Annotated in this window: 14 protein-coding genes; 8 read left to right on the top strand and 6 right to left on the bottom strand. The window is 68.8% G+C overall.

The features are described 5' to 3' along the window. Positions 1-12 precede the first annotated feature (12 nt). Positions 13-582, bottom strand: a complete 570-nt coding sequence (locus OJF58_RS26195) for a TlpA disulfide reductase family protein (protein ID WP_300780830.1) — start codon at positions 580-582, stop codon at positions 13-15. Positions 583-624: 42 nt separating this feature from the next. Continuing rightward, complete coding sequence (locus OJF58_RS26190) at positions 625-1,551, bottom strand: glycosyltransferase family A protein (RefSeq protein ID WP_300780828.1); 927 nt, start codon at positions 1,549-1,551, stop codon at positions 625-627. Between the two features lie 151 nt (positions 1,552-1,702). Here OJF58_RS26190 and argH point away from each other — a divergent pair, with 151 nt between their 5' ends. From argH to OJF58_RS26175, 3 genes are read left to right on the top strand one after another with little or no spacing between them, the layout of a single operon-like run. Next, complete coding sequence (gene argH, locus OJF58_RS26185; protein ID WP_300780827.1) at positions 1,703-3,133, top strand: argininosuccinate lyase; 1,431 nt, start codon at positions 1,703-1,705, stop codon at positions 3,131-3,133. After that, complete coding sequence (gene lysA / locus OJF58_RS26180) at positions 3,130-4,395, top strand: diaminopimelate decarboxylase (protein WP_300780825.1); 1,266 nt, start codon at positions 3,130-3,132, stop codon at positions 4,393-4,395. Before argH ends, lysA begins: the two co-directional genes overlap by 4 nt. 14 nt (positions 4,396-4,409) lie before the next feature. Then, positions 4,410-6,950, top strand: coding sequence for a TIGR02302 family protein (locus OJF58_RS26175; protein WP_300780824.1), 2,541 nt, complete (start codon positions 4,410-4,412; stop codon positions 6,948-6,950). Between the two features lie 44 nt (positions 6,951-6,994). On the opposite strand, the gene hpt is transcribed toward OJF58_RS26175, so the two are convergent. After that, entirely contained in the window at positions 6,995-7,558 is a 564-nt protein-coding gene (gene hpt / locus OJF58_RS26170) for a hypoxanthine phosphoribosyltransferase (RefSeq protein ID WP_300780822.1), read from the bottom strand. Then, a complete protein-coding gene (locus OJF58_RS26165; protein ID WP_300780820.1) occupies positions 7,558-8,304 on the bottom strand; it encodes a zinc-ribbon domain-containing protein in 747 nt (248 codons plus the stop codon). The genes hpt and OJF58_RS26165 overlap by 1 nt, the downstream gene beginning before the upstream one ends. A 72-nt stretch (positions 8,305-8,376) precedes the next feature. Here OJF58_RS26165 and OJF58_RS26160 point away from each other — a divergent pair, with 72 nt between their 5' ends. The 4 genes from OJF58_RS26160 to OJF58_RS26145 all read left to right on the top strand — a co-directional run bounded on the left by OJF58_RS26160 (position 8,377) and on the right by OJF58_RS26145 (position 15,369). Then, positions 8,377-9,126 (top strand): lysophospholipid acyltransferase family protein, encoded by a 750-nt coding sequence (locus OJF58_RS26160; RefSeq protein ID WP_300780819.1) that lies wholly within the window; start codon positions 8,377-8,379, stop codon positions 9,124-9,126. 31 nt (positions 9,127-9,157) lie between these two features. Beyond that, positions 9,158-12,592, top strand: a complete 3,435-nt coding sequence (locus OJF58_RS26155) for an LAGLIDADG family homing endonuclease (RefSeq protein ID WP_300780818.1) — start codon at positions 9,158-9,160, stop codon at positions 12,590-12,592. A gap of 39 nt (positions 12,593-12,631) precedes the next feature. Beyond that, positions 12,632-13,993 carry a Do family serine endopeptidase gene (locus OJF58_RS26150; protein WP_300780817.1) on the top strand — a complete coding sequence of 454 codons (1,362 nt, stop codon included), beginning with the start codon at positions 12,632-12,634 and terminating at the stop codon, positions 13,991-13,993. Between the two features lie 89 nt (positions 13,994-14,082). Continuing rightward, complete coding sequence (locus tag OJF58_RS26145) at positions 14,083-15,369, top strand: replication-associated recombination protein A (protein ID WP_300785405.1); 1,287 nt, start codon at positions 14,083-14,085, stop codon at positions 15,367-15,369. A gap of 217 nt (positions 15,370-15,586) precedes the next feature. Here the strand turns inward: OJF58_RS26145 and OJF58_RS26140 are convergent, their stop codons facing one another. Both OJF58_RS26140 and OJF58_RS26135 read right to left on the bottom strand, forming a co-directional pair. Further along, positions 15,587-17,083: a L,D-transpeptidase family protein gene (locus OJF58_RS26140; protein WP_300780816.1), complete on the bottom strand. Its 1,497-nt coding sequence runs from the start codon at positions 17,081-17,083 to the stop codon at positions 15,587-15,589. Beyond that, on the bottom strand, positions 17,080-18,009 hold the full coding sequence (locus OJF58_RS26135; RefSeq protein ID WP_300780815.1) for a dienelactone hydrolase family protein: 930 nt from the start codon (positions 18,007-18,009) through the stop codon (positions 17,080-17,082). The genes OJF58_RS26140 and OJF58_RS26135 overlap by 4 nt, the downstream gene beginning before the upstream one ends. 35 nt (positions 18,010-18,044) lie before the next feature. Here OJF58_RS26135 and OJF58_RS26130 point away from each other — a divergent pair, with 35 nt between their 5' ends. Next, the gene (locus OJF58_RS26130; RefSeq protein ID WP_300780813.1) at positions 18,045-19,064 is read left to right on the top strand and encodes an RluA family pseudouridine synthase; all 1,020 of its coding nucleotides are present in this window, start codon (positions 18,045-18,047) and stop codon (positions 19,062-19,064) included. Positions 19,065-19,066: the final 2 nt, after the last annotated feature.

The raw sequence follows: 19,066 nt of genomic DNA, 5'->3' as shown, positions 1-19,066 counted from the left end.
GTAGGGTGGTCGTCAGCCGCCCGCCGCCTTCATCAGCGCCGCCGCCTCGGGGGCGGACCAGTCGGCCTCGCCCTCGATGCGGCCGAGCTCGCGGCCGGAAGGGTCGATCAGGATGGAGGTCGGCAGCACGCTGACGCCCAGCGTCTGCATGGCCTTGCGGCCCTTGTCGAAATAGATGCCGAGGTCGGTGAGCTTTTTGTCCTGGTAGAAGGGCACGACCTTGGCGCGGGTCGGGCCGTCGACCGAGAGCGGCAGGACGATAAATGCATCCTTGCCCATCTTCTGCTGGAGCTGGTCGAGGCTCGGCATCTCGCTGACGCAGGGCGCGCACCACGTCGCCCAGAAGTTCACCAGCACCACCTTGCCCTTGTAGTCGGCGAGGGCGAGCGGCTTGCCATCGGCGGCGATGAAGGCGACGTCCGGCAGCGGCTTGGGCGGCTCGGTGCGCTGGAAGCGCCGTACCGCACCCTTGATGAGGCCGGATCCGATATTGGCCCAGGCCGGCAGGGCGAACAGCATGGGCAGGCTCGCGAGCACCAGCCGGCGGCCGGTGCGCCGGGCGAGAGGAGGCATGACGGTCATGCCGCGCGTTCTACCACCCGCGGACAGGCGCCCGGAAGGCGCTCATTCCACGGTCGAGAGGTCGAGCCGGGGCGGCCTCGACAAACGGTACTTCGGTCCTTTCAGCAGGCCCGTCGCGAAATAGACGAGACCCTCACGGGCCGACCCGGTCGCCAGCCGATTGCGGGCGAGATGGTAGAGGATGCGCAGGAGCTGCAGGAAGGCGAGCCTGTCGTGACGAAGGGCGTAGGCGAGGAACACGGCGCCGAGACCGCGCACGGACTCTTTCATCAACTTCGCGAATCCTGCCTCGTCCAGCCACTTGTCGTGCTGCACCACCGGCGTCGGCGAATAGACCAGCTTGCAGCGCGACCACAGCACGCGATAGGCGAACTCGGTGTCCTCGCCATGGCCAATCGGCGTTCCGGGGCCCAGCGTCTCCATGAACAGGCCGACCCTGCGAAAAACCTCCTTCCTGAATGACATGTTGTTGCCGTTGCCCACCGTCTGCGCCGGGATCGCCGGGCCGTCGAGCACCAGCCGCTCGGTCGACTCGTTGATGCAGGGACAGATCAGACCCGGCTGCGGCGGGCCGTAGGGGATCACGCGGCCGTAGATGCCGAGCGCCGTGGGCTCGGCGGCATATTCGGCCAGGATCGAGGCCAGCCAGTCGCGGTCGCAGACGCAGTCGTCGTCGGTGAAGACCAGGGTTTCGGCGCGGCTCGCCCGAATGCCGATATTGCGCGAGACCGCTGCGCCCACTGTGCTGGTCGCGATGTAGCGCAGGCGAGGATCGTCGATCGCGGCGAGCGCCCGTTCGGTGGCGGGGTCGGTGCTCTGATCGACCACGATCAACTCGAAGCCGCGAAACGAGTTGGCGAGGATGCTGTCGACTGCCCGCCGCACCTTGTCGGCCCGGTTGCGCGTCGGGATCATGACGGAGAGGGTCGGGCGAGGGGTAGCCTCGGCTCCCTCGATGTTCGGTTCCATGCTGCCGGCCTGGACGAGTGATTCCGCGATCTTGGCAGCGTGCCGGTGCCCGAGCCGTGTCCAGCCTGTGTCCAAAAGGGGGCCGAGGGGAGGAAATCGGGCATCGGATGTGCCATAAGCGCCCGTTCCACGAGACGGTTTGGCGAGCGTTATGGCACGGCAGAAGACGAAGACCCGGAAGACGAAGACGGACCCCAATGCGATGTGGGGCGGCCGCTACTCGCTCGGCCCGGCGGCGATCATGGAGCGGATCAACGCCTCGATCGATTTCGACCGCAGGCTCTATGCCCAGGACATCCAGGGCTCGATGGCGCACGCCGACATGCTGGTGGCGCAGGGCATCCTCACGGCCAAGGACGGCCGCGACATCAGACGCGGCCTGCGGCAGATCCGCGCCGAGATCGAGGGCGGCAAGTTCAAGTTCTCGACCAGGCTCGAGGACATCCATTTCAACGTCGAGGCGCGGCTCACCGCGCTGATCGGTCCGGCCGGCGGGCGGCTGCATACAGCGCGCTCGCGCAACGACCAGGTGGCGCTCGACGTGCGGCTGTGGGCGCGCGACGCGATCGATCGGCTCGACGCGATGCTGCAGGACCTGCAGGCCGCCCTGATCGACCGCGCCGAGGAATACGCGGCGACCATCATGCCGGGCTTCACGCACCTGCAGACGGCCCAGCCCATCACCTTCGGCCACCATCTGCTGGCCTATGTCGAGATGGTGGGCCGCGACCGCGGCCGCCTCGGCGACTGCCGGGCGCGGATGAACGAATCGCCGCTCGGCGCGGCGGCGCTGGCCGGCTCGCCGCATCCGATCGATCCGCGCAAGACGGCGAAGGCGCTGGGCTTCGACCGGCCGATGGCCAACTCGCTCGACGCGGTGTCCGACCGCGACTATGTCGTGGAGTTCCTCGCCGCCGCCTCGCTTTGCGCCGTGCATCTGTCGCGTCTCGCCGAGGAGATCGTCATCTGGTGCTCGGCGCCCTTCCGCTTCATCGCCCTGTCGGACGCCTTCACGACCGGCAGCTCGATCATGCCGCAGAAGCGCAATCCCGACGCCGCCGAGCTGGTGCGCGGCAAGGTCGGCCGCATCGTCGGCGCCTTCGTGGCACTCTGCACCATCATGAAAGGCCTGCCGCTCACCTATGGCAAGGACATGCAGGAGGACAAGGAACCGCTGTTCGACGCGACCGATGCCCTGGAGCTCTGCGTTGCCGCCATGGCGGGCATGATGCGCGACCTCGAGGCCAACCCCGAACGCATGCGCGCCGTCGCGGCGGCCGACTATTCGGTCGCGACCGATCTCGCCGACTGGCTGGTGCGCGAGCTCGGGCTGCCGTTCCGCCAGGCCCATCATGTCACCGGCACGCTGGTGGCCAGGGCGGCGGCCAAGGGAGTCGATCTCGACAAGCTGTCGCTCGGCGAGATGCAGGCGGTCGAGCCGCGCATCACGCGCGCCGTCTACCGCGTGCTGACGGTCGAGGCCTCCGTGGCGGCGCGCCGGAGCCTGGGCGGCACCGCGCCCGCCAACGTCGCGCGCGCCGTGAAGGAGGCGCGGCGCCGCTTCCTGGGGCGCGGCCGATGAACTTCTTCGAGTACAGGGACGGCGAGATGCATGCCGAGGGCGTGGCGCTCAGGACCATCGCCCGGCAGGTGGGCACGCCGTTCTACTGTTACTCGGCCGGCGCCCTGCGCGCGGCGTTTCGGGAATTCGCCGACGGCATGAAGGGCCTGAACGCGAGCGTCTGCTATGCGCTGAAGGCCAACAGCAATCTTGCCGTCATCAAGATTTTCGGCGATCTCGGCGCGGGCGCCGACATCGTCTCGGTGGGCGAGATGCACCGTGCCCTGGCGGCCGGCATTCCCGCCCGGCGCATCGTCTATTCGGGCGTCGGCAAGAAGGCGGGCGAGCTGGCGGCGGCGCTGCAGGCCGGCGTCGGCCAGATCAACGTCGAGAGCGTGGCTGAGCTCGAGACCCTGAACGCGGTGGCGGGCCAGCTCGGCGTGAAGGCCGACATCACCATCCGGGTCAATCCCGACATCGATGCCGGCACGCACGAGAAAATCACCACGGGCCGCAAGGAGAACAAGTTCGGCATCGATATCGATCTCGCGCGCGACGCCTTCGCCAAGGCCGCCAGGCTATCCAACCTGCGCGTGGTCGGCGTCGCCATGCATATCGGCTCGCAACTCACCACGCTCGAGCCCTATCGGGCCGCCATCGCGCGGGTGCGCGCGCTGATCGGCCAGCTCCGCGCCGACGGCCATCGCATCGACCGGTTCGATGTCGGCGGGGGGCTGGGGATCGTTTACGCCGACGAGCAACCTCCGGCGATCTCGGCCTTTATGCAGGTTGTGGGCAAGGAAACCGCGGGCCTGGGCTGTGAATTGACCTTCGAGCCGGGCCGGCGACTGGTCGGCGAGGCCGGCGTTCTGGTGAGCGAGGTGATTCTGGTGAAGCCGGGCGTTTCCAGGACCTTCGTGATCGTCGATGCGGCGATGAACGACCTGATCCGTCCGACCTTGTACGAGGCCTGGCACGACATCCTGCCGGTCCGCCGGCCGCGCCCCGATGCCGCCACGATCCGCTGCGACATTGTGGGGCCAATCTGCGAGTCGGGCGATTACCTGGCACAGAACCGTGATCTGCCGCCGCTTTCTGCCGGCGATCTCGTCATGGTACGCTCGGCCGGTGCGTATGGCGCGGTGATGGCGTCGAGCTACAACAGCCGGCCGCTCGCGCCCGAGGTCATGGTCGAGGGCACGCGATTTGCGGTCACCCGGCCGAGACCCACGATCGAGGAGATGATCTCCGCCGAGCGGCTTCCGCCCTGGATGGAGAGCTGAACCGAAAGGAAGCGATGGACGCGAGCCAGACCCCCCCGTTCGAAGCGCCGGGCCTCGGCCGCAAAGTCGGTTTGGCGTGGGCTGCGCTCGCCTGGGAGGGGCTGTGGCCGCGGCTGATGCCGTTCGCGGCCTTCATCCTGCTGTTCGTCGCCGCCGCGCATTTCGACCTGTTCGCCGGCCTTGATCCCTGGATCCATACCGGCCTTCTGGCCGTCCTCGCGGCCGGCCTGCTGGGCGCGGGATGGTGGGCTTTCCGCGGCTTCCACTGGCCTGAGCGGGACGCCGCGATCCGCCGGCTGGAGATCGACAGCGAGGTGGCGCACCGGCCGCTGGTCGCGGTGCAGGACCGGCTGGCCGCCGGGGAGAGCGATCCGATGGCCTCGGCGCTGTGGCAGGCGCATCGCCGCCGCGAGGCCGAGCGGCTTGCAGCCTTGCGCAACAAGCCGGCCCATCCGGGTGTCGCGCGCATCGACCTCTGGGCGCTCAGGCTGGTGCCGGTGCTGGCCCTGGTCGTGGCGCTGGTGTTCGCCGGCGGCTGGCGCTCCGACCGCATGGCCGCGGCGTTGACGCCGGCCTTTCCGCCGCCGCCGCCGGTCGTGGCCAATCTCTGGATCGCGCCGCCCGAATATACCGGCCTGCCGCCGATCTATCTCGACATGGCCGACCGCGACAAGCTCCTGCGCGTGCCGGTCGGCAGCAAGCTCGCGGGCTTCGTCGACGACACGCGCGGCCGCCATCCGCCCAAGCTCGTGATCGACGACAAGCCGACCGAGTTCAAGACCGTGGGGCCGGGCAAGTACCAGATCGAGCAGACGATCGCGTCCGGCAAGGACATCACCCTCGAGGCGCGCGGCGACGAGCAGGCGCACTGGAAGCTGCATGTCATTCCCGACCTGCCGCCGACCATCGAGTTCAGCCGCCCGATCAGCGTCGACAAATGGTCGACCAAGGTCGACTACATCGCCGGCGACGATTTCGGCATCAAGAACGTGCAGCTCCAGATCCGTCTCGACGGCAGCGTGCTGGGCGCCGACATGCTGACCGACAACGACGAGCCGGAGGTCATGCGCATCGACCTGCCGGTCGGCGGCAGCCCGAAGAAGGTCAGCGACAGCTTCGTGCGCGATCTGACGAGCAGCCCGTGGGCCGGCCTCAAGGTGCGCGTCATGCTGTTCGCCACCGATGCGCTGGGCCAGAAGGGACGCAGCTCGGTCGAAAGCTTCCTGCTGCCCGAGCGCGTGTTCAACGATCCGACGGCGCGCGCGCTGATCGTCTTGCGCAAGCAGCTCACGCGCGACCCCAGGGCGCTGCGCCTCGACGTGGCCGACGGCATGCGCATGATCCAGGGCCGGCCGGAGAGCTACCGCTACGATCCCATCGTGCAGCTCGGCCTGCGGCTGGGCGCGGCGCGGCTGGAGCAGAACGGCGACAAGCCGGTGATCGCCGACACGCAGAAGCTCCTCTGGGACCTGGCCTTGCGGCTGGAGGAGGGCTCCATGACGGATGCCCAGCGCCAGCTCGAGCAGGCGCGGCAGAACCTGCGCGACGCCATCCAGCGCCAGGCGGGCGACGAGGAGATCGAGCGGCTGATCCAGCAGCTCTACGATTCGATGGCGCGCTGGCAGAAGGAGCTGGCCGACCGGATGAAGGATCCGGCGGAGCGCCAGCGGATGATGGAGGAGGCCGAGAAGGTCGATCCCAACAACGTCATCACCGGCGACGACCTGCAGCGCATGCTCGACAAGATCCGCGAGATGGCGAAGAACGGCCAGCGCGAGGAGGCCAAGCGCCTGCTCGACGAGCTGCGCAAGATGATGCAGAACGCCACCCCCATGCTGGCCAACCCCAATCAGCAGCAGCAGCGGCCCGGCCAGCAGCAGGGCCAGCAGGGGCAGGGCAACCGGCAGGGCCGCGAGATGATGAACCAGCTCGATCGCCTGTCGCGCCGGCAGAACCAGCTCCTGGGCGAGTCCGAGCGTGAGGGCCGCCAGCAGCAGCAGGGTCAGCGCGGCCAGCAAGGCCAGCGCGGCCAGGGGCAGGGCCAGCAGGATCAGGGCCAGCAATGGGGCGAGCAGCAGGGCCGCGACCAGCAGACGCTGCGCAACCAGCTCGGCGACTTCATGCGTCGGCTCGACGAGAACGGCATGCCGATGCCCGAGCAGCTCGGCCGCGCCGAGCGGTCGATGCGCGAGGCTGAGGAAGCTTTGCGGCGCGGCGATCCGCGCGACGCCGCCCGCTCGCAGCGCCGGGCGCTCGACAACCTGCAGCAGGGCATGGGCGATCTCGCCGAGCAGCTCCGCCAGCGCGGCCCGGGCAACGGGCAGGACCGCGCCGAGATCGAGGACCGCGAGAAGCGGGGCGAGGATCGCGACCCGCTCGGCCGCTCCGAAGGCAACTACGGCGATTCGGTCGACAGCGGCCAGGACAAGGTGCCGCTCGAGCTCGACCGCCAGCGCAGTCGCGAGATCCTCGACGAGCTGCGCCGCCGCGCCGGCGACATGGAACGGCCCAAGGAAGAGCTCGACTACATCGACCGCCTGATGAAGATCTATTGAGGATCTCTCGGGCGCCGCTCCAGCATGACACCCGCGGCCCGGAGCTACGCGTTCTTCTCCACCACGCCGATGTAGGGCAGGCCGCGGAAGCGGTGGGCCCAGTCGAGGCCGTAGCCGACGAGGAACTCGTCGCCCGCCTCGAAGCCGACGAAATCGGCCCTGAGGTCGGCACGGCGCTTGTGCGGCTTGTCGAGCAGGGTGCAGACCCAGACGCGCCGCGCCCCGCGCTCCTTCAGGAGGTTCCTCGCGAAGCTCAGCGTCAGCCCCGATTCCAGGATGTCGTCGACCAGCAGCACGTCGCGGTCGCGCACGTCGTCCACGATGTCGCGCACGATACGGACCCGGCCGCTCGTCTCGGTGCCGGCGCCGTAGCTCGACAGCGTGAGGAAATCCATCGCCCAGTCCGCGCCGGCATGGCTGAGCGCGCGGATGAGGTCGGCGGCGAACACGAAGCTGCCTTTCAGCACCGAGACGACCAGCGTGTCGGGCGGCAGCTTGCCCGCGAGCTCGGCGGCCATCAGCTCCACCCGCGCGGCGATCTCCGCGGCGGAGAACCGGACACTGACCGTCGGGTGGTCTCCCGGGCTGCCTTGCGGGGCGGGCGTCACTATTCGACCGAGGGCACGATGTCGGTCGCGCCGGCGGGCGGATTGTCGAGCGTCTGGCTGAAGCTCTGCCGGCCGCCGGCCGCGATCGGGCCCAGCCTAAGGGGATAGGAGCGCGTCCCCAGGACGTCGTCGCCCTTCTTGTAGGTCACGACGAGCTTGCTGGTCGTGCCGGGGCTGCCGCCGACATTGGTCACCTCGCCACGCACGACGTAGCGGCCATCGACCAGCTCGATCTTGCTCATGGCCAGATCGACCTCGAGCTTGGCGGGCAAAGGCTGCGCGTCGGCTTTCGGTGCCTCGCGCGGGACAGCGGGTGCGGCCGCCTCCGCCGGCGCCGGGCCCTCTGGAGAGGATGTCGGCGCATGCCCCGCAGGCGTCGATCGGGAGAATCTCAGCTCGCTGGGAAGACGGGCCGCGATCTTGTCGGCATAGACCAGCAGGGTACCTCGATGGAGGTAGGCCGCGACGCCCGCGGCCGCGACGACCAGTACGACGACCGCCGCGATCGAAAGACGCCGCGCCCAGCTCGGTTCGGGCGGCTGCGGGACGGGCACCGGCAGCGCGGCGGCCACGTTGGTGGCCGTGGGCTGGGGGCGGATCACGATATCGGGCGTCGGCGGAGGCCCTTCGGCCCGCTGGAACCAGCGGTGATTGCATCGTGCGCACTGGACAGTGCGGCCGGTCGGTCCGATCGCCAAAGGATCGACGGCGTACCGCGCTCTGCAGTTGGAACAGGTGACGATCATGAAGGAGAGCGGCTCCGCACCAGAAGATGTGCTTGCGGGGCGACACTATGCCACTAAAAGTGCCCTTACAAGATGTCCGGTCTCGCTCTCTGGCTGCGCTCGCTCTGCTTCAACGTCGGCTGGTATGCCGGCAGCGTAGTGATCGCGGTGGCCGGCGCGCCGGTGTTGCTGCTCCCCCGCGGCGCCGTCATCGCCTGGGCGCGACTCTGGGTCGCCTTCGTGCTGTGGTGGCTGCGCGTCACCTGTCGTCTCGACCACCGGATCGTCGGACGCGCGAATCTTCCCGCAGGGCCGGCCATCATCGCCTGCAAGCACCAGTCCTCGTGGGAGACACTTTCCTTCACCCTGCTGTTCGACGATATCGCGATCGTGCTCAAGCGCGAGTTGCTTTTCATCCCGATTGTCGGCTGGGCGATGGCCCGCGCCGGCAATATCGCCGTGTCCCGAGGCGAGGGTGCGATGGCGTTGCGCGGCCTCGTCCGCCAGGCCAAGGCGGCGGCGGCCCGCGGCCGGTCGATCGTGATCTTTCCCGAAGGCACGCGCGTGGCGCCAGGGACCCGCAGACCCTATCACGTCGGTGTCGCGGCGCTCTATCGCCAGCTCGGTCTGCCGGTCGTGCCGGTGGCACTCAATTCCGGCGTGTTCTGGGGGCGTCGGAAGTTCGTCAAGCGGCCGGGCACGATCACCATGGAGGTACTGCCGCCGATTGCGCCGGGTCTAGACCGCGATGTTTTCATGGCGACCTTGCGCGAGCGGATCGAGACGGCCACCGATCGACTGGTGGATAATGCGGCATTGGAAGGAACGAAAAAAGAACATTGATATCGCCCAACGCCGCGCTTACGTTTCGACGATGGATTGGGCCCCGGTTTCCCAGCGCATCTGGGACATGAAATATCGCTTCCGCGACCCCTCGGGCGCAGCCGATGCCGACCTGCAGGCGACGTGGCGGCGCGTGGCGCGGGCGCTGGCGGCAGCCGAGCGCGAGCCCGGGCTGTGGGTCGACCGCTTCGAGGAAGCGCTGTCGGGCTTCAAGTTCCTGCCTGCCGGACGCGTGATCGCGGGCGCCGGGACCGGCCGCACGGTGACGCTCTTCAACTGCTTCGTCATGGGCACGATCCCCGACGACATGTCGGGCATCTTCGAGAATGTGCGCGAGGCCGCGCTCACGATGCAGCAGGGCGGCGGCATCGGCCACGACTTCTCGACGCTGCGGCCGCTCGGAGCGCCGGTGAAGGGCGTGGGCGCCGATGCCTCCGGCCCGCTTTCCTTCATGGACGTGTGGGACGCGATGTGCCGCACCATCATGAGCGCGGGCTCGCGCCGCGGCGCCATGATGGCGACGCTGCGCTGCGACCATCCCGACGTCGAGGCCTTCGTCGAGGCCAAGCGCGACCCGTCGCGGCTGCGCATGTTCAACGTCTCGGTGCTGGTCACCGACGCCTTCATGCAGGCGGTGAAGGACGATGCCGACTGGGACCTCGTCTTCGCCGGCAAGGTCTACAAGACGGTGAAGGCGCGCGGCCTGTGGGAGCGCATCATGCGCGCGACCTACGACTGCGCCGAGCCGGGCGTGATCTTCATCGACCGCGTCAACCGACGCAACAACCTGCACTATTGCGAGACCATCCAGGCGACCAATCCGTGCATCACCGCCGAAACCTGGATACATACCGCCGAGGGGCCGCAGCAGGTGCGGGATCTGATCGGACGTCCCTTCGCTGCCAGGGTCGATGGCAGGGACTATCCGAGCAGTTCCGCGGGCTTTTTCGCGACCGGCACCAGGCGGGTGCGGCGCCTGCGCACCAGAGCGGGATACAGCCTGCGCCTGACCGACGATCATCCCGTTCTGAAGGTTACGCGCCTGACACGCTGGTCGCGCGACGCTGAATGGGTCGCCGCCGGCGACCTCCGGCCGGGCGACCAGATCGTCCTGCACGATCATCGCGATGCACCGCATTGGGAGGGCCATCACGACGAGGCCGAAGGTTATCTGATCGGCCTGCTGCTGGGCGACGGCACCTTGAAGGACGACAAGGCGGTCATCAGCGTGTGGAGATCCGCCGCGACCGCCAACGGAATGCCCGCCGACCCGGGGGTGAACGGGATCATGGAGGCGGCCTTGGCGGCGGCGCGTGCCCTGCCGCATCGCGCCGACTTCGCCGGCTGGGTGGAAGTGAAAGGCCGCGACGAATGGCGCTTGTCGCTCGGCGCGGTCAGGAAGCTGGCCGGCACGTTGGGCTTGGCGCCCGGATGCAAGACGATCACTCCGGCGATGGAAAGAACCTCTTCCGATTTCCATCGCGGCCTGCTGCGCGGCCTGTTCGACACCGATGGGTCGGTGCAGGGAACGCAGGCCAAGGGCGTCAGCGTGCGATTGAGCCAGAACGATCTGGGCACGCTGGAGGCGGTCCAGCGCATGCTGCTTCGCCTGGGCATCGCATCCGTGGTCTATCGCGAGCGACGGGCCGCCGGCCGGCGGCCGATTTCCGACGGAAAGGGCGGATTGCGGCTTTACGAGTGCGCCGCGCAGCATGAACTCGTGATCGCAGGCGACGGCGTCCGCTTGTTCGCCGAACGGGTCGGCTTTGCCGACAGGGACAAGATGCTGCGGCTGCGGGGGCTTCTGACCGCCTATCGTCGCGCGCTCAATCGCGAGCGCTTCATCGCCGAAGTGGAAAGCATCGAAGCCGAGGGAGTGGCCGAGGTCTATGATGCGCAGATTCCCGGCATCAACGCCTTCGATGCCAATGGCCTCTACGCCCATAACTGTGGCGAACAGCCGTTGCCGCCTTATGGCGCCTGCCTGCTGGGCTCGATCAATCTTGCCGTGCTGGTGAAGGAGCCGTTCACGCCGCAGGCACGGCTCGACCTCGAGGCGCTCGAGCGGCTGGTGCCGGTCGCCGTGCGCATGCTGGACAACGTGATCGACGTGTCGCGCTTCCCGCTGCCGCAGCAGGAGAAGGAGGCGAAGGCCAAGCGGCGCATCGGGCTCGGCGTCACGGGGCTTGCCGACGCGCTGATCTTCTGCGGCGTGCGCTACGGCTCGAAGCGGGCGATCGAGCTCGCCCGCGAGTGGCTGGCGGCGGTGCAGCGGCTCTCCTATCTCGCCTCTGCGGATCTCGCCGCGGAGAAGGGGAGCTTCCCGCTGTTCGACCGCGCGCGCTATCTCGCCGGCGAGACGATCGGCGGCCTGCCGGAGGAGGTGTGCTCGGCGATCGGCCGCTACGGCATCCGCAACGCGCTCCTGAACTCCATCGCACCCACGGGCACGATCTCGCTGCTGGCCGACAACGTCTCGTCGGGCATCGAGCCCGTGTTCGCCTTCCGCCATGTCCGCCACGTGCTGCAGCCCAACGGATCGCGGCGTGAGGAGAGCGTCGAGGATCACGCCTGGCGGCGCTGGCGGGCGCTGAAGGGCGAGGCCGAACCGCCGGCCGACATCTTCGTCGATGCCCAGACGCTGTCGCCCGGCGATCACCTCGCGATGCAGGCGGCGGCGCAGGATTTCGTCGACAGCTCGATCTCCAAGACCATCAACCTGCCGCGCGACATCTCCTTCGAGGCCTTCAAGCACGTCTACGAGGAAGCCTACGCGCAGGGCTGCAAGGGCTGCACCACCTACCGGCCGAACGAGGTGACGGGCGCCGTGCTCGAGGTGCAGCCGGCCGCCGGGCCGGTGCGTGCCGTGGCGGCTGCCGCGGCGCACGACGGCGAGGTCGTCTATATCGCCCAGCCGCTCGCCCGGCCCGAGGATCTCCCGGGCAAGACCTACAAGATCAAATGGCCGGGAAGCGACCACGCCATCTACATCACCATCAACGACGTGATGCAGGACGGCCGCCGCCGGCCGTTCGAGATCTTCATCAACTCCAAGAACATGGAGCACTACGCCTGGACGGTGGCGCTGACGCGCATGATCTCCGCGGTGTTCCGCCGCGGCGGCGACGTCTCCTTCGTGGTCGAGGAGCTGAAGGCCGTGTTCGATCCGCGCGGCGGCCAGTGGATGGAGGGCCGCTACGTGCCGTCCCTGCTGGCGGCCATCGGCGGCGTGATCGAGCGCCACCTGATCGAGATCGGCTTTCTGAGCGCGGCCGATCCGTCGCGTCCGGCGGAGGCGCTGGAACATCGGCTGGCGCTCGCGTCGGGCGTGCGCGAGCCGGTCGAGGGGTCGGCCGGTGCCTCGTCGCCGAGGCTCGGCCAGTGCCCCAATTGCGGGGCGGCTGCACTTACCCATCAGGAAGGCTGTGACATCTGCCTCAATTGCGGCTATTCGCGCTGCGGCTAGTTTCCGGTCGGATACCCTGCGAGGGGAGAAGTGAGACGTATGTTGCGGCGGATGATCGTGGCGGCCCTGGTCATGGCCGCCTGTCTCGTGGCGGTCGCCGCGGACGCGCAGCCTTTGCCCAGCAGCCGAAGCGACCTGCAGTTTTCGTTCTCGTCGCTGGTGAAGCGCGTCTCGCCGGCGGTGGTGAACATCTATACCGCCACGACGATGCGCGTGCAGCGCCGCCTGCCGTTTCCGTTTCCCGGCATGCCGCCGGGTGGCTCGCGGGTGCAGAACTCGCTGGGCTCGGGCGTGCTGGTCAAGGCGGACGGCCTGATCGTCACCAATGCCCATGTCGTGCGCGGCGCCGACCAGATCCGCGTCGTGCTCTCGGACCGGCGCGAGTTCGAGGCCAAGCTCGTCACCCAGGACGACCGCTACGACCTCGCGCTGCTGCGCATCGACGGCGAGGGCGAGAAGTTCCCCTTTCTCGAGCTGCGCGATTCCGACTCGATCGAGGTAGGCGACATCGTGCTGGCGATCGGCAATCCGTTCGGCCTGAGCCAGACCGTGACCGGCGGCATCGTCTCGGCGGTGGCCCGCTCCACCGGCGGCGTCAACGATTCGACCTTCTTCATCCAGACCGACGCGGCCATCAATCCCGGCAACTCGGGCGGCGCCCTGGTGAGCCTCGACGGACGGCTGATCGGCATCAACACGGCGATCTACTCGCAGACCGGCGGCTCGGTCGGCATCGGCTTCGCCACGCCCTCCAACATCGTGGCGCGCGTGATCGCGACCGGCGAGAAGGGTGGCCGCATCGTGCGGCCCTGGCTCGGCATCTCCATGCAACCCGTGACGCCCGATCTCGCGGCCGGACTCAATCTGCCGCGGCCGGCCGGACTGGTGGTGAAGGACGTGTTCCCGAACGGGCCGGGGGCGCGCGCAGGCCTCAAGCGCAACGACGTGATCGTGGGCCTGCGCGACCAGACGATCGACGACGTGCCGAGCCTCCGGTTCCGGCTGGCGACGCTCAGCGTCGGCGAGACGGTCCCGGTCCACATCATCCGCGGCGGCAAGGAGATAACCTTGCAGGTGCCCCTGGCGGCGCCGCCCGAGGATCCGCCGCGCGACCGCTCGGTGCTCGACGGCCGCCAGCCTTTGAGCGGCGCGACGGTGGTCAATCTCTCGCCGGCAGTCGCCGAGGAGATGGGCCTGATCGAATGGCGTCCGGGTGTCGCCGTGGTTGAGGTCCGGCCGGGCTCCTACGCCGCCCGCTTCATCAGGCCCGGTGACATGGTGATCGCGGTCAACGGCGAGGAGGTGAAGAGCGTGGCCGAGCTCAAGCGCCGGATCGATGCAGGCATCCAGAGCCTCAGCATCGGCCGCGAGGGCATGGTCTCGACGATGCAGTTTCGCTAATAAGTCTCATCGGAGCGCGCCACTCCAGTGGCGCCCATGATTGCGCCACTGGAGTGGCGCGCTCCCTTGATCTGCTGGTCGATCCTGCCATGGCCGAACTCTTCGCGTCCCTTGCCCCCACGCCGCTGGCCGAACGCCTGCGGCCGAGGAAGCTCACGGACATCCTGGGGCAGGATCACCTGCTGGGGCCCGACGGCCCGCTCGGCCGCATGCTGGCGGCGCGCAAGCTCTCGTCGCTGATCCTGTGGGGCCCGCCGGGCTGCGGCAAGACGACGATCGCGCGGCTGCTTGCCGAGGCCTCCGATCTCCATTTCGAGCCGCTGTCGGCGGTCTTCTCCGGCGTCGCCGACCTGCGCAAGGTGTTCGAGGCGGCGCGCCAGCGGCGGCGGGACGGCAAGGGCACGCTCCTGTTCGTCGACGAGATCCACCGCTTCAACCGCGCCCAGCAGGACGGCTTCCTGCCCTATGTCGAGGACGGCACGGTGACGCTGGTCGGCGCCACGACCGAGAATCCTTCCTTCGAGCTCAATGCCGCGCTGCTGTCGCGCTGCCAGGTCCTGGTCCTGCGCCGGCTCGACGATGCGGCGCTCGCCACGCTGCTCGCCCGCACCGAAGCGGCGCTCGGCCGCAAGCTGCCGATCGACGAGGCGGGACGGCAGGCCCTGTTCGCCATGGCCGACGGTGACGGCCGCTACCTGATCGGGCTTGCCGAGCAGCTCGCCGAGCTCAAGGAGGAGGGGCCCGTGGCGCCCGAGCGGCTGGCGACGCTCCTGCAGAAGCGCGCGCCGCTCTACGACAAGGCGCAGGAGGCGCACTACAACCTGATCAGCGCGCTGCACAAGTCGTTGCGCGGCTCGGACGTCGACGCCGCGCTCTACTGGTTCGCGCGCATGCTCGACGGCGGGGAGGATCCCAAATACATCGCCCGCCGGCTGGTGCGCTTTGCCGTCGAGGACGTCGGCATGGCCGATCCCGATGCGCTGACGCAGACGCTGGCGGCGTGGGACACCTACGACCGGCTCGGCTCGCCCGAAGGCGAGCTGGCGATCGCGCAGGCGGTGATCTATCTCGGCACCGCGCCCAAGTCGAATTCGGGATATGTCGCGTTCGGCGCCGCCCGCCGCGCGGCGAAAGAGCAGGGCTCGCTGGCGCCGCCGATGCACATCCTCAATGCGCCCACGCGGCTGATGAAGGAGATCGGCTACGGCAAGGGCTATCAGTACGACCACGACGCCGAGGACGGCTTCTCCGGCCAGAACTACTTTCCCGACGGCATGGCGCGGGAGACGTTCTACCGGCCGGTCGAGCGTGGCTTCGAGCGCGAGATCCTGAAGCGCCTGGAATATTGGAAGAAACTCAGGGAGCAGAAGCGGTAGGACCGGGACCGCGGGCTTCCAGCCCGCTCAAGGGAGCGCGCCGCCAACAAGAAGCAAGATCATGCGCCCAACCAATGTCGTGCCATCCCGAGCGGAGGGAGGGATCTTTCGCAGCGCCGACAAAGGATCCCTCGCTGCGCTCGGGATGACACAACCTTGCAGGAATGCCGCGCGCCGATGATGCCATGAGCGGGCTGGAAGTCCGCGGTCCCGACGCTCAGCTCCGGGGCTGGCCCATGGCCTGCACCACACGGCGGTCGCGGCCGTAGATGTCGTCGCGGAAGGTGACTGTGCCGTCGGGGCCGGCGGTTACCGTGCGGTAGGTGACGTAGAGCCGGACCGGCTCGGGGAAGGTGAAGCTGAGCTGCTGGCCGCCCTCGATCGCCGCGCGCACTCTCTCCTTGTCGAAGCCGCCGCGGCCGCCATACACCTTCTCGACGAAGTCGAGCGGGTTCTGGAGCCGAATGCAGCCGTGGCTGAAGTTGCGGCTGCCTTCCGAGAACAGCGAGCGCGTCGCCGTGTCGTGCATGTAGATCCCGTACCGGTTCGAGAACGGGAAGAAGATGTAGCCCAGTGCATTGCCCGGCCCGGGGTCCTGGCGGATGCGGAACGGGAAGGCGCGCGGATTGACCAGACTCCAGTCGACGATGTCCGGGTTGATCTCGCTGGTGTCGTCGCTCCAGCTCTCGAAGATGCGGAAGCCCGCGGCCTCGAGCGCATGCGGATCGCGGCGCAGCAGCGGCAGATATTCCTCGCCGGCGATCGACTGCGGCACCGTCCAGTAGGGATTGATCTGGAAACCGCGCATGGTCGAGACGATCTCGGGCGTCGGATTGCGCGGCGTGCCCACGATCACCAGGCTCCGGAACACCGGCTGGCCGCCATCGACGAAGACCATCGAATAGTCGGCGGCATTCACCAGCACGTAGCGGCTGCCGAGGTCGGCCGGCAGCCAGCGCCGGCGCTCCAGGTTGGCGATCACCTGGTCGATGCGGTCGTCGAGGCTGGTGTTGAGCGACCGGATCGTCTTGGCGCCGATCACGCCGTCGACCGTGAGGCCCTTGGCCTCCTGGTACTGCTTCACGAGCTCGACGAGCGGCTCGTCGTAGAGCTCGGTCACGGCGCCGGGCGGCGGCACCGTCATCTCGAGCTCGGCAAGGCGCTTGCGCAGCAGTGGCACGCGCGCATCGACCATGCCGGGCTTCAGGGCCTCGCCGTCGGGCAGGCGCGTGAAGGTGGCGGTGGTGCGCTTCTCGCGCAGCGTCGCGAGCGTCTTCTGGAGGACGGGATAGTCGCCCTTGGGCGGCAGCGCGGCGAGCCAGGCCGCGAAGTCGCTCGCATTCGCGGCGTCCTTCAGGAACTCCGCGCGATCGAGCCTGCGCTGCGGGATGTCGATGTCCCTGTCGACGGCGTTGGCGCGCACGCGGCCGGTCGAGACGTCGCCCGCATAGGCCACGAGGGCGTCCGTCAAAAGCCTCTCGGCCTCGTTCTTGTCGGCATCGGGGGCGGCCGCCTTCTCGAGCTCGGCGATGCGGTACCATTCGGGCTTCAGGCCGTGATCGCCGGCGGCGCGGATGGCGTTCAGCAGCGCCTCGGTGCGCGCCTCGGCGGCGGGCGATCCCGTCCACAACCGGTCGCTGGCATAAGAGGAAGACGCCACCAGGGCGGGGGCCACGAAGGCCAGAAGGACGATGAAAAAATACGCGCGCCTCACAACCCGTTTATAGCGGCGAAACGCCGGGACGTCCATTGAGGCGCGAAGCCTTCGAGTGCGAGAAAATCGAGCAAATCCGCTGTTGCGCGTTGCTTCAATGCAACAGTCCCGCCGCCCGCGCGAGCGCCCCGAGTCACGCAGTGAAGGCGCGCCCAGGCCTGGTAGTCGGGCTCGCTGAAGGTGCGGCCGGCGGCCGGCACGAAATGCCGCCCGTCGTCCTCGATGAAGTTGCGGCAGCAAGACCAGTTCTCGGCGTCCTTGATGTCGAACACCGGACCGACTGACTCCCAGCCGTGATGGGCACCGCCATAGACCTTCACCCTGATGCGCCGGTTGCCGGCGGCGCGCATGCGCTCGGCATACTCGATTGCGAGCGGTGCTGGCGTGTAGTCGTCCCGGCCGGCCAGCATGAAATAGATCGGCCGGCCATGTGTCGTCGGATCGCGATGCTGGCTGGTGGCGCCGGGACAGATCGCGACATGGAGATCGAACAGATACGTGAAGCCGTTGCGCCAGCGCTGGCGGACCGCGATGGCGGCGTTGAGCGTGGCGCCGCCGCCTTTCGAGACGCCCATGACCCCGATGCGGCCGGGATCGAGGCGCGGATCCGATCGCAGCAGGGCGAGCGCGGCCAGCGCATCGCCCTCCATCTGCGCCGCCGACACCAGGCTCTGGTCGGCGACCGTCCGCCGCACGCCGCGGCCGCCGAAGCTGTCGATGACGAGCGCCGCCGTGCCGGCGTCGTTGAGCGCCTGTGCATAATAGTGCTCGCGATGACGCTGGACGCCGGCGCTGCTGGAGAGGATCACCATGCAGGGACAGGGCAACGCGCCGGCAGTCGGGAGGTGCAGCGTCGCCGTTACCCGGGCAGGGCGACACGCCGTCGGATGATCGAAGGTCAACGTGTCGAAGGACACCGATTCCATGGACCATGTTTAGCTTGTCCCTTAGGTTGCGCGCCATGAGCGACAGTCCTCACCGCGGCCACGTCCAGACGCGCGCGGTCTCGGCCGACGAGGCGGGATTGCGGCTGGACCGCTGGTTCCAGCGGCATTTCCCCGATCTAGGCCATGGCGCGCTGCAGAAGCTTCTGCGCACCGGCCAGGTGCGCATCGACGGCCGGCGCGTCGAGGGCAAGGACCGCATCGAGCCCGGCCAGACCGTGCGTCTGCCGCCCGGCGTCACGGCCCCGCCGCCGGCGAGACCGAGGGACCGGCCGCGGCTTTCGGAGCGCGACGCGGCCGAGATCCGGCGGCTGGTGGTCCATTGCGATGCCGAGGTGATCGCGCTCGACAAGCCGCCCGGCCTCGCCGTGCAGGGTGGCAGCGGCACGGAGCGTCACGTCGACGGCATGCTCGACGCCTTGCGCTTCGGCTACGACGAGCGGCCGCGGCTGGTCCATCGGCTGGACAAGGACACGTCGGGCCTGCTGCTGGTCGCGCGCACCGGGCAGGCCGCGAAGCGTCTCGCCGAGGCCTTCCGCGATCGCGAGACCGAGAAGCTTTATTGGGCGGTCGTGGTCGGCGTGCCGCCGCGCGCCGAGGGCGCGATCGACCTGCCGCTCGCCAAGCGGCCGGGCGCGCGCGACCGCGAGACCATGCAGGTCGACCATGAGGCGGGGCAGAAGGCCTTGACCAATTTCCGCGAGCTCGACCGCGCCGGCAAGCGCGCGGCGCTGCTTGCGCTCTGGCCGCGCACCGGCCGCACGCATCAGCTTCGCGTCCATTGCGCCGCGATCGGCTGCCCCATCCTGGGCGACCGCAAGTACGGCGGCGAGGAGGCCCTGCTGGCGGCGGTCGCCGATGCGCGCCGGCTCCATCTCCATGCGCGGCGCATCGCGCTGCCTCATCCCTCGGGCAAGGGCGAGCTCGTTCTCGAGGCCGAGCCGCCGCCTCACTTCCGCCGTACCGTCGAGGCATTCGGCTTCTCGACCGGCGCGTCGGCCAAGTCGTCGGCCAAGCCATCGGCCTCGGGCGATTGAGC

This window comes from Enhydrobacter sp. (assembly GCF_030246845.1).
Classification (GTDB): domain Bacteria; phylum Pseudomonadota; class Alphaproteobacteria; order Reyranellales; family Reyranellaceae; genus Reyranella.
Note: the sequence above shows the minus strand (reverse complement) of the source record. Positions and strands in the feature narration are given on the sequence as shown.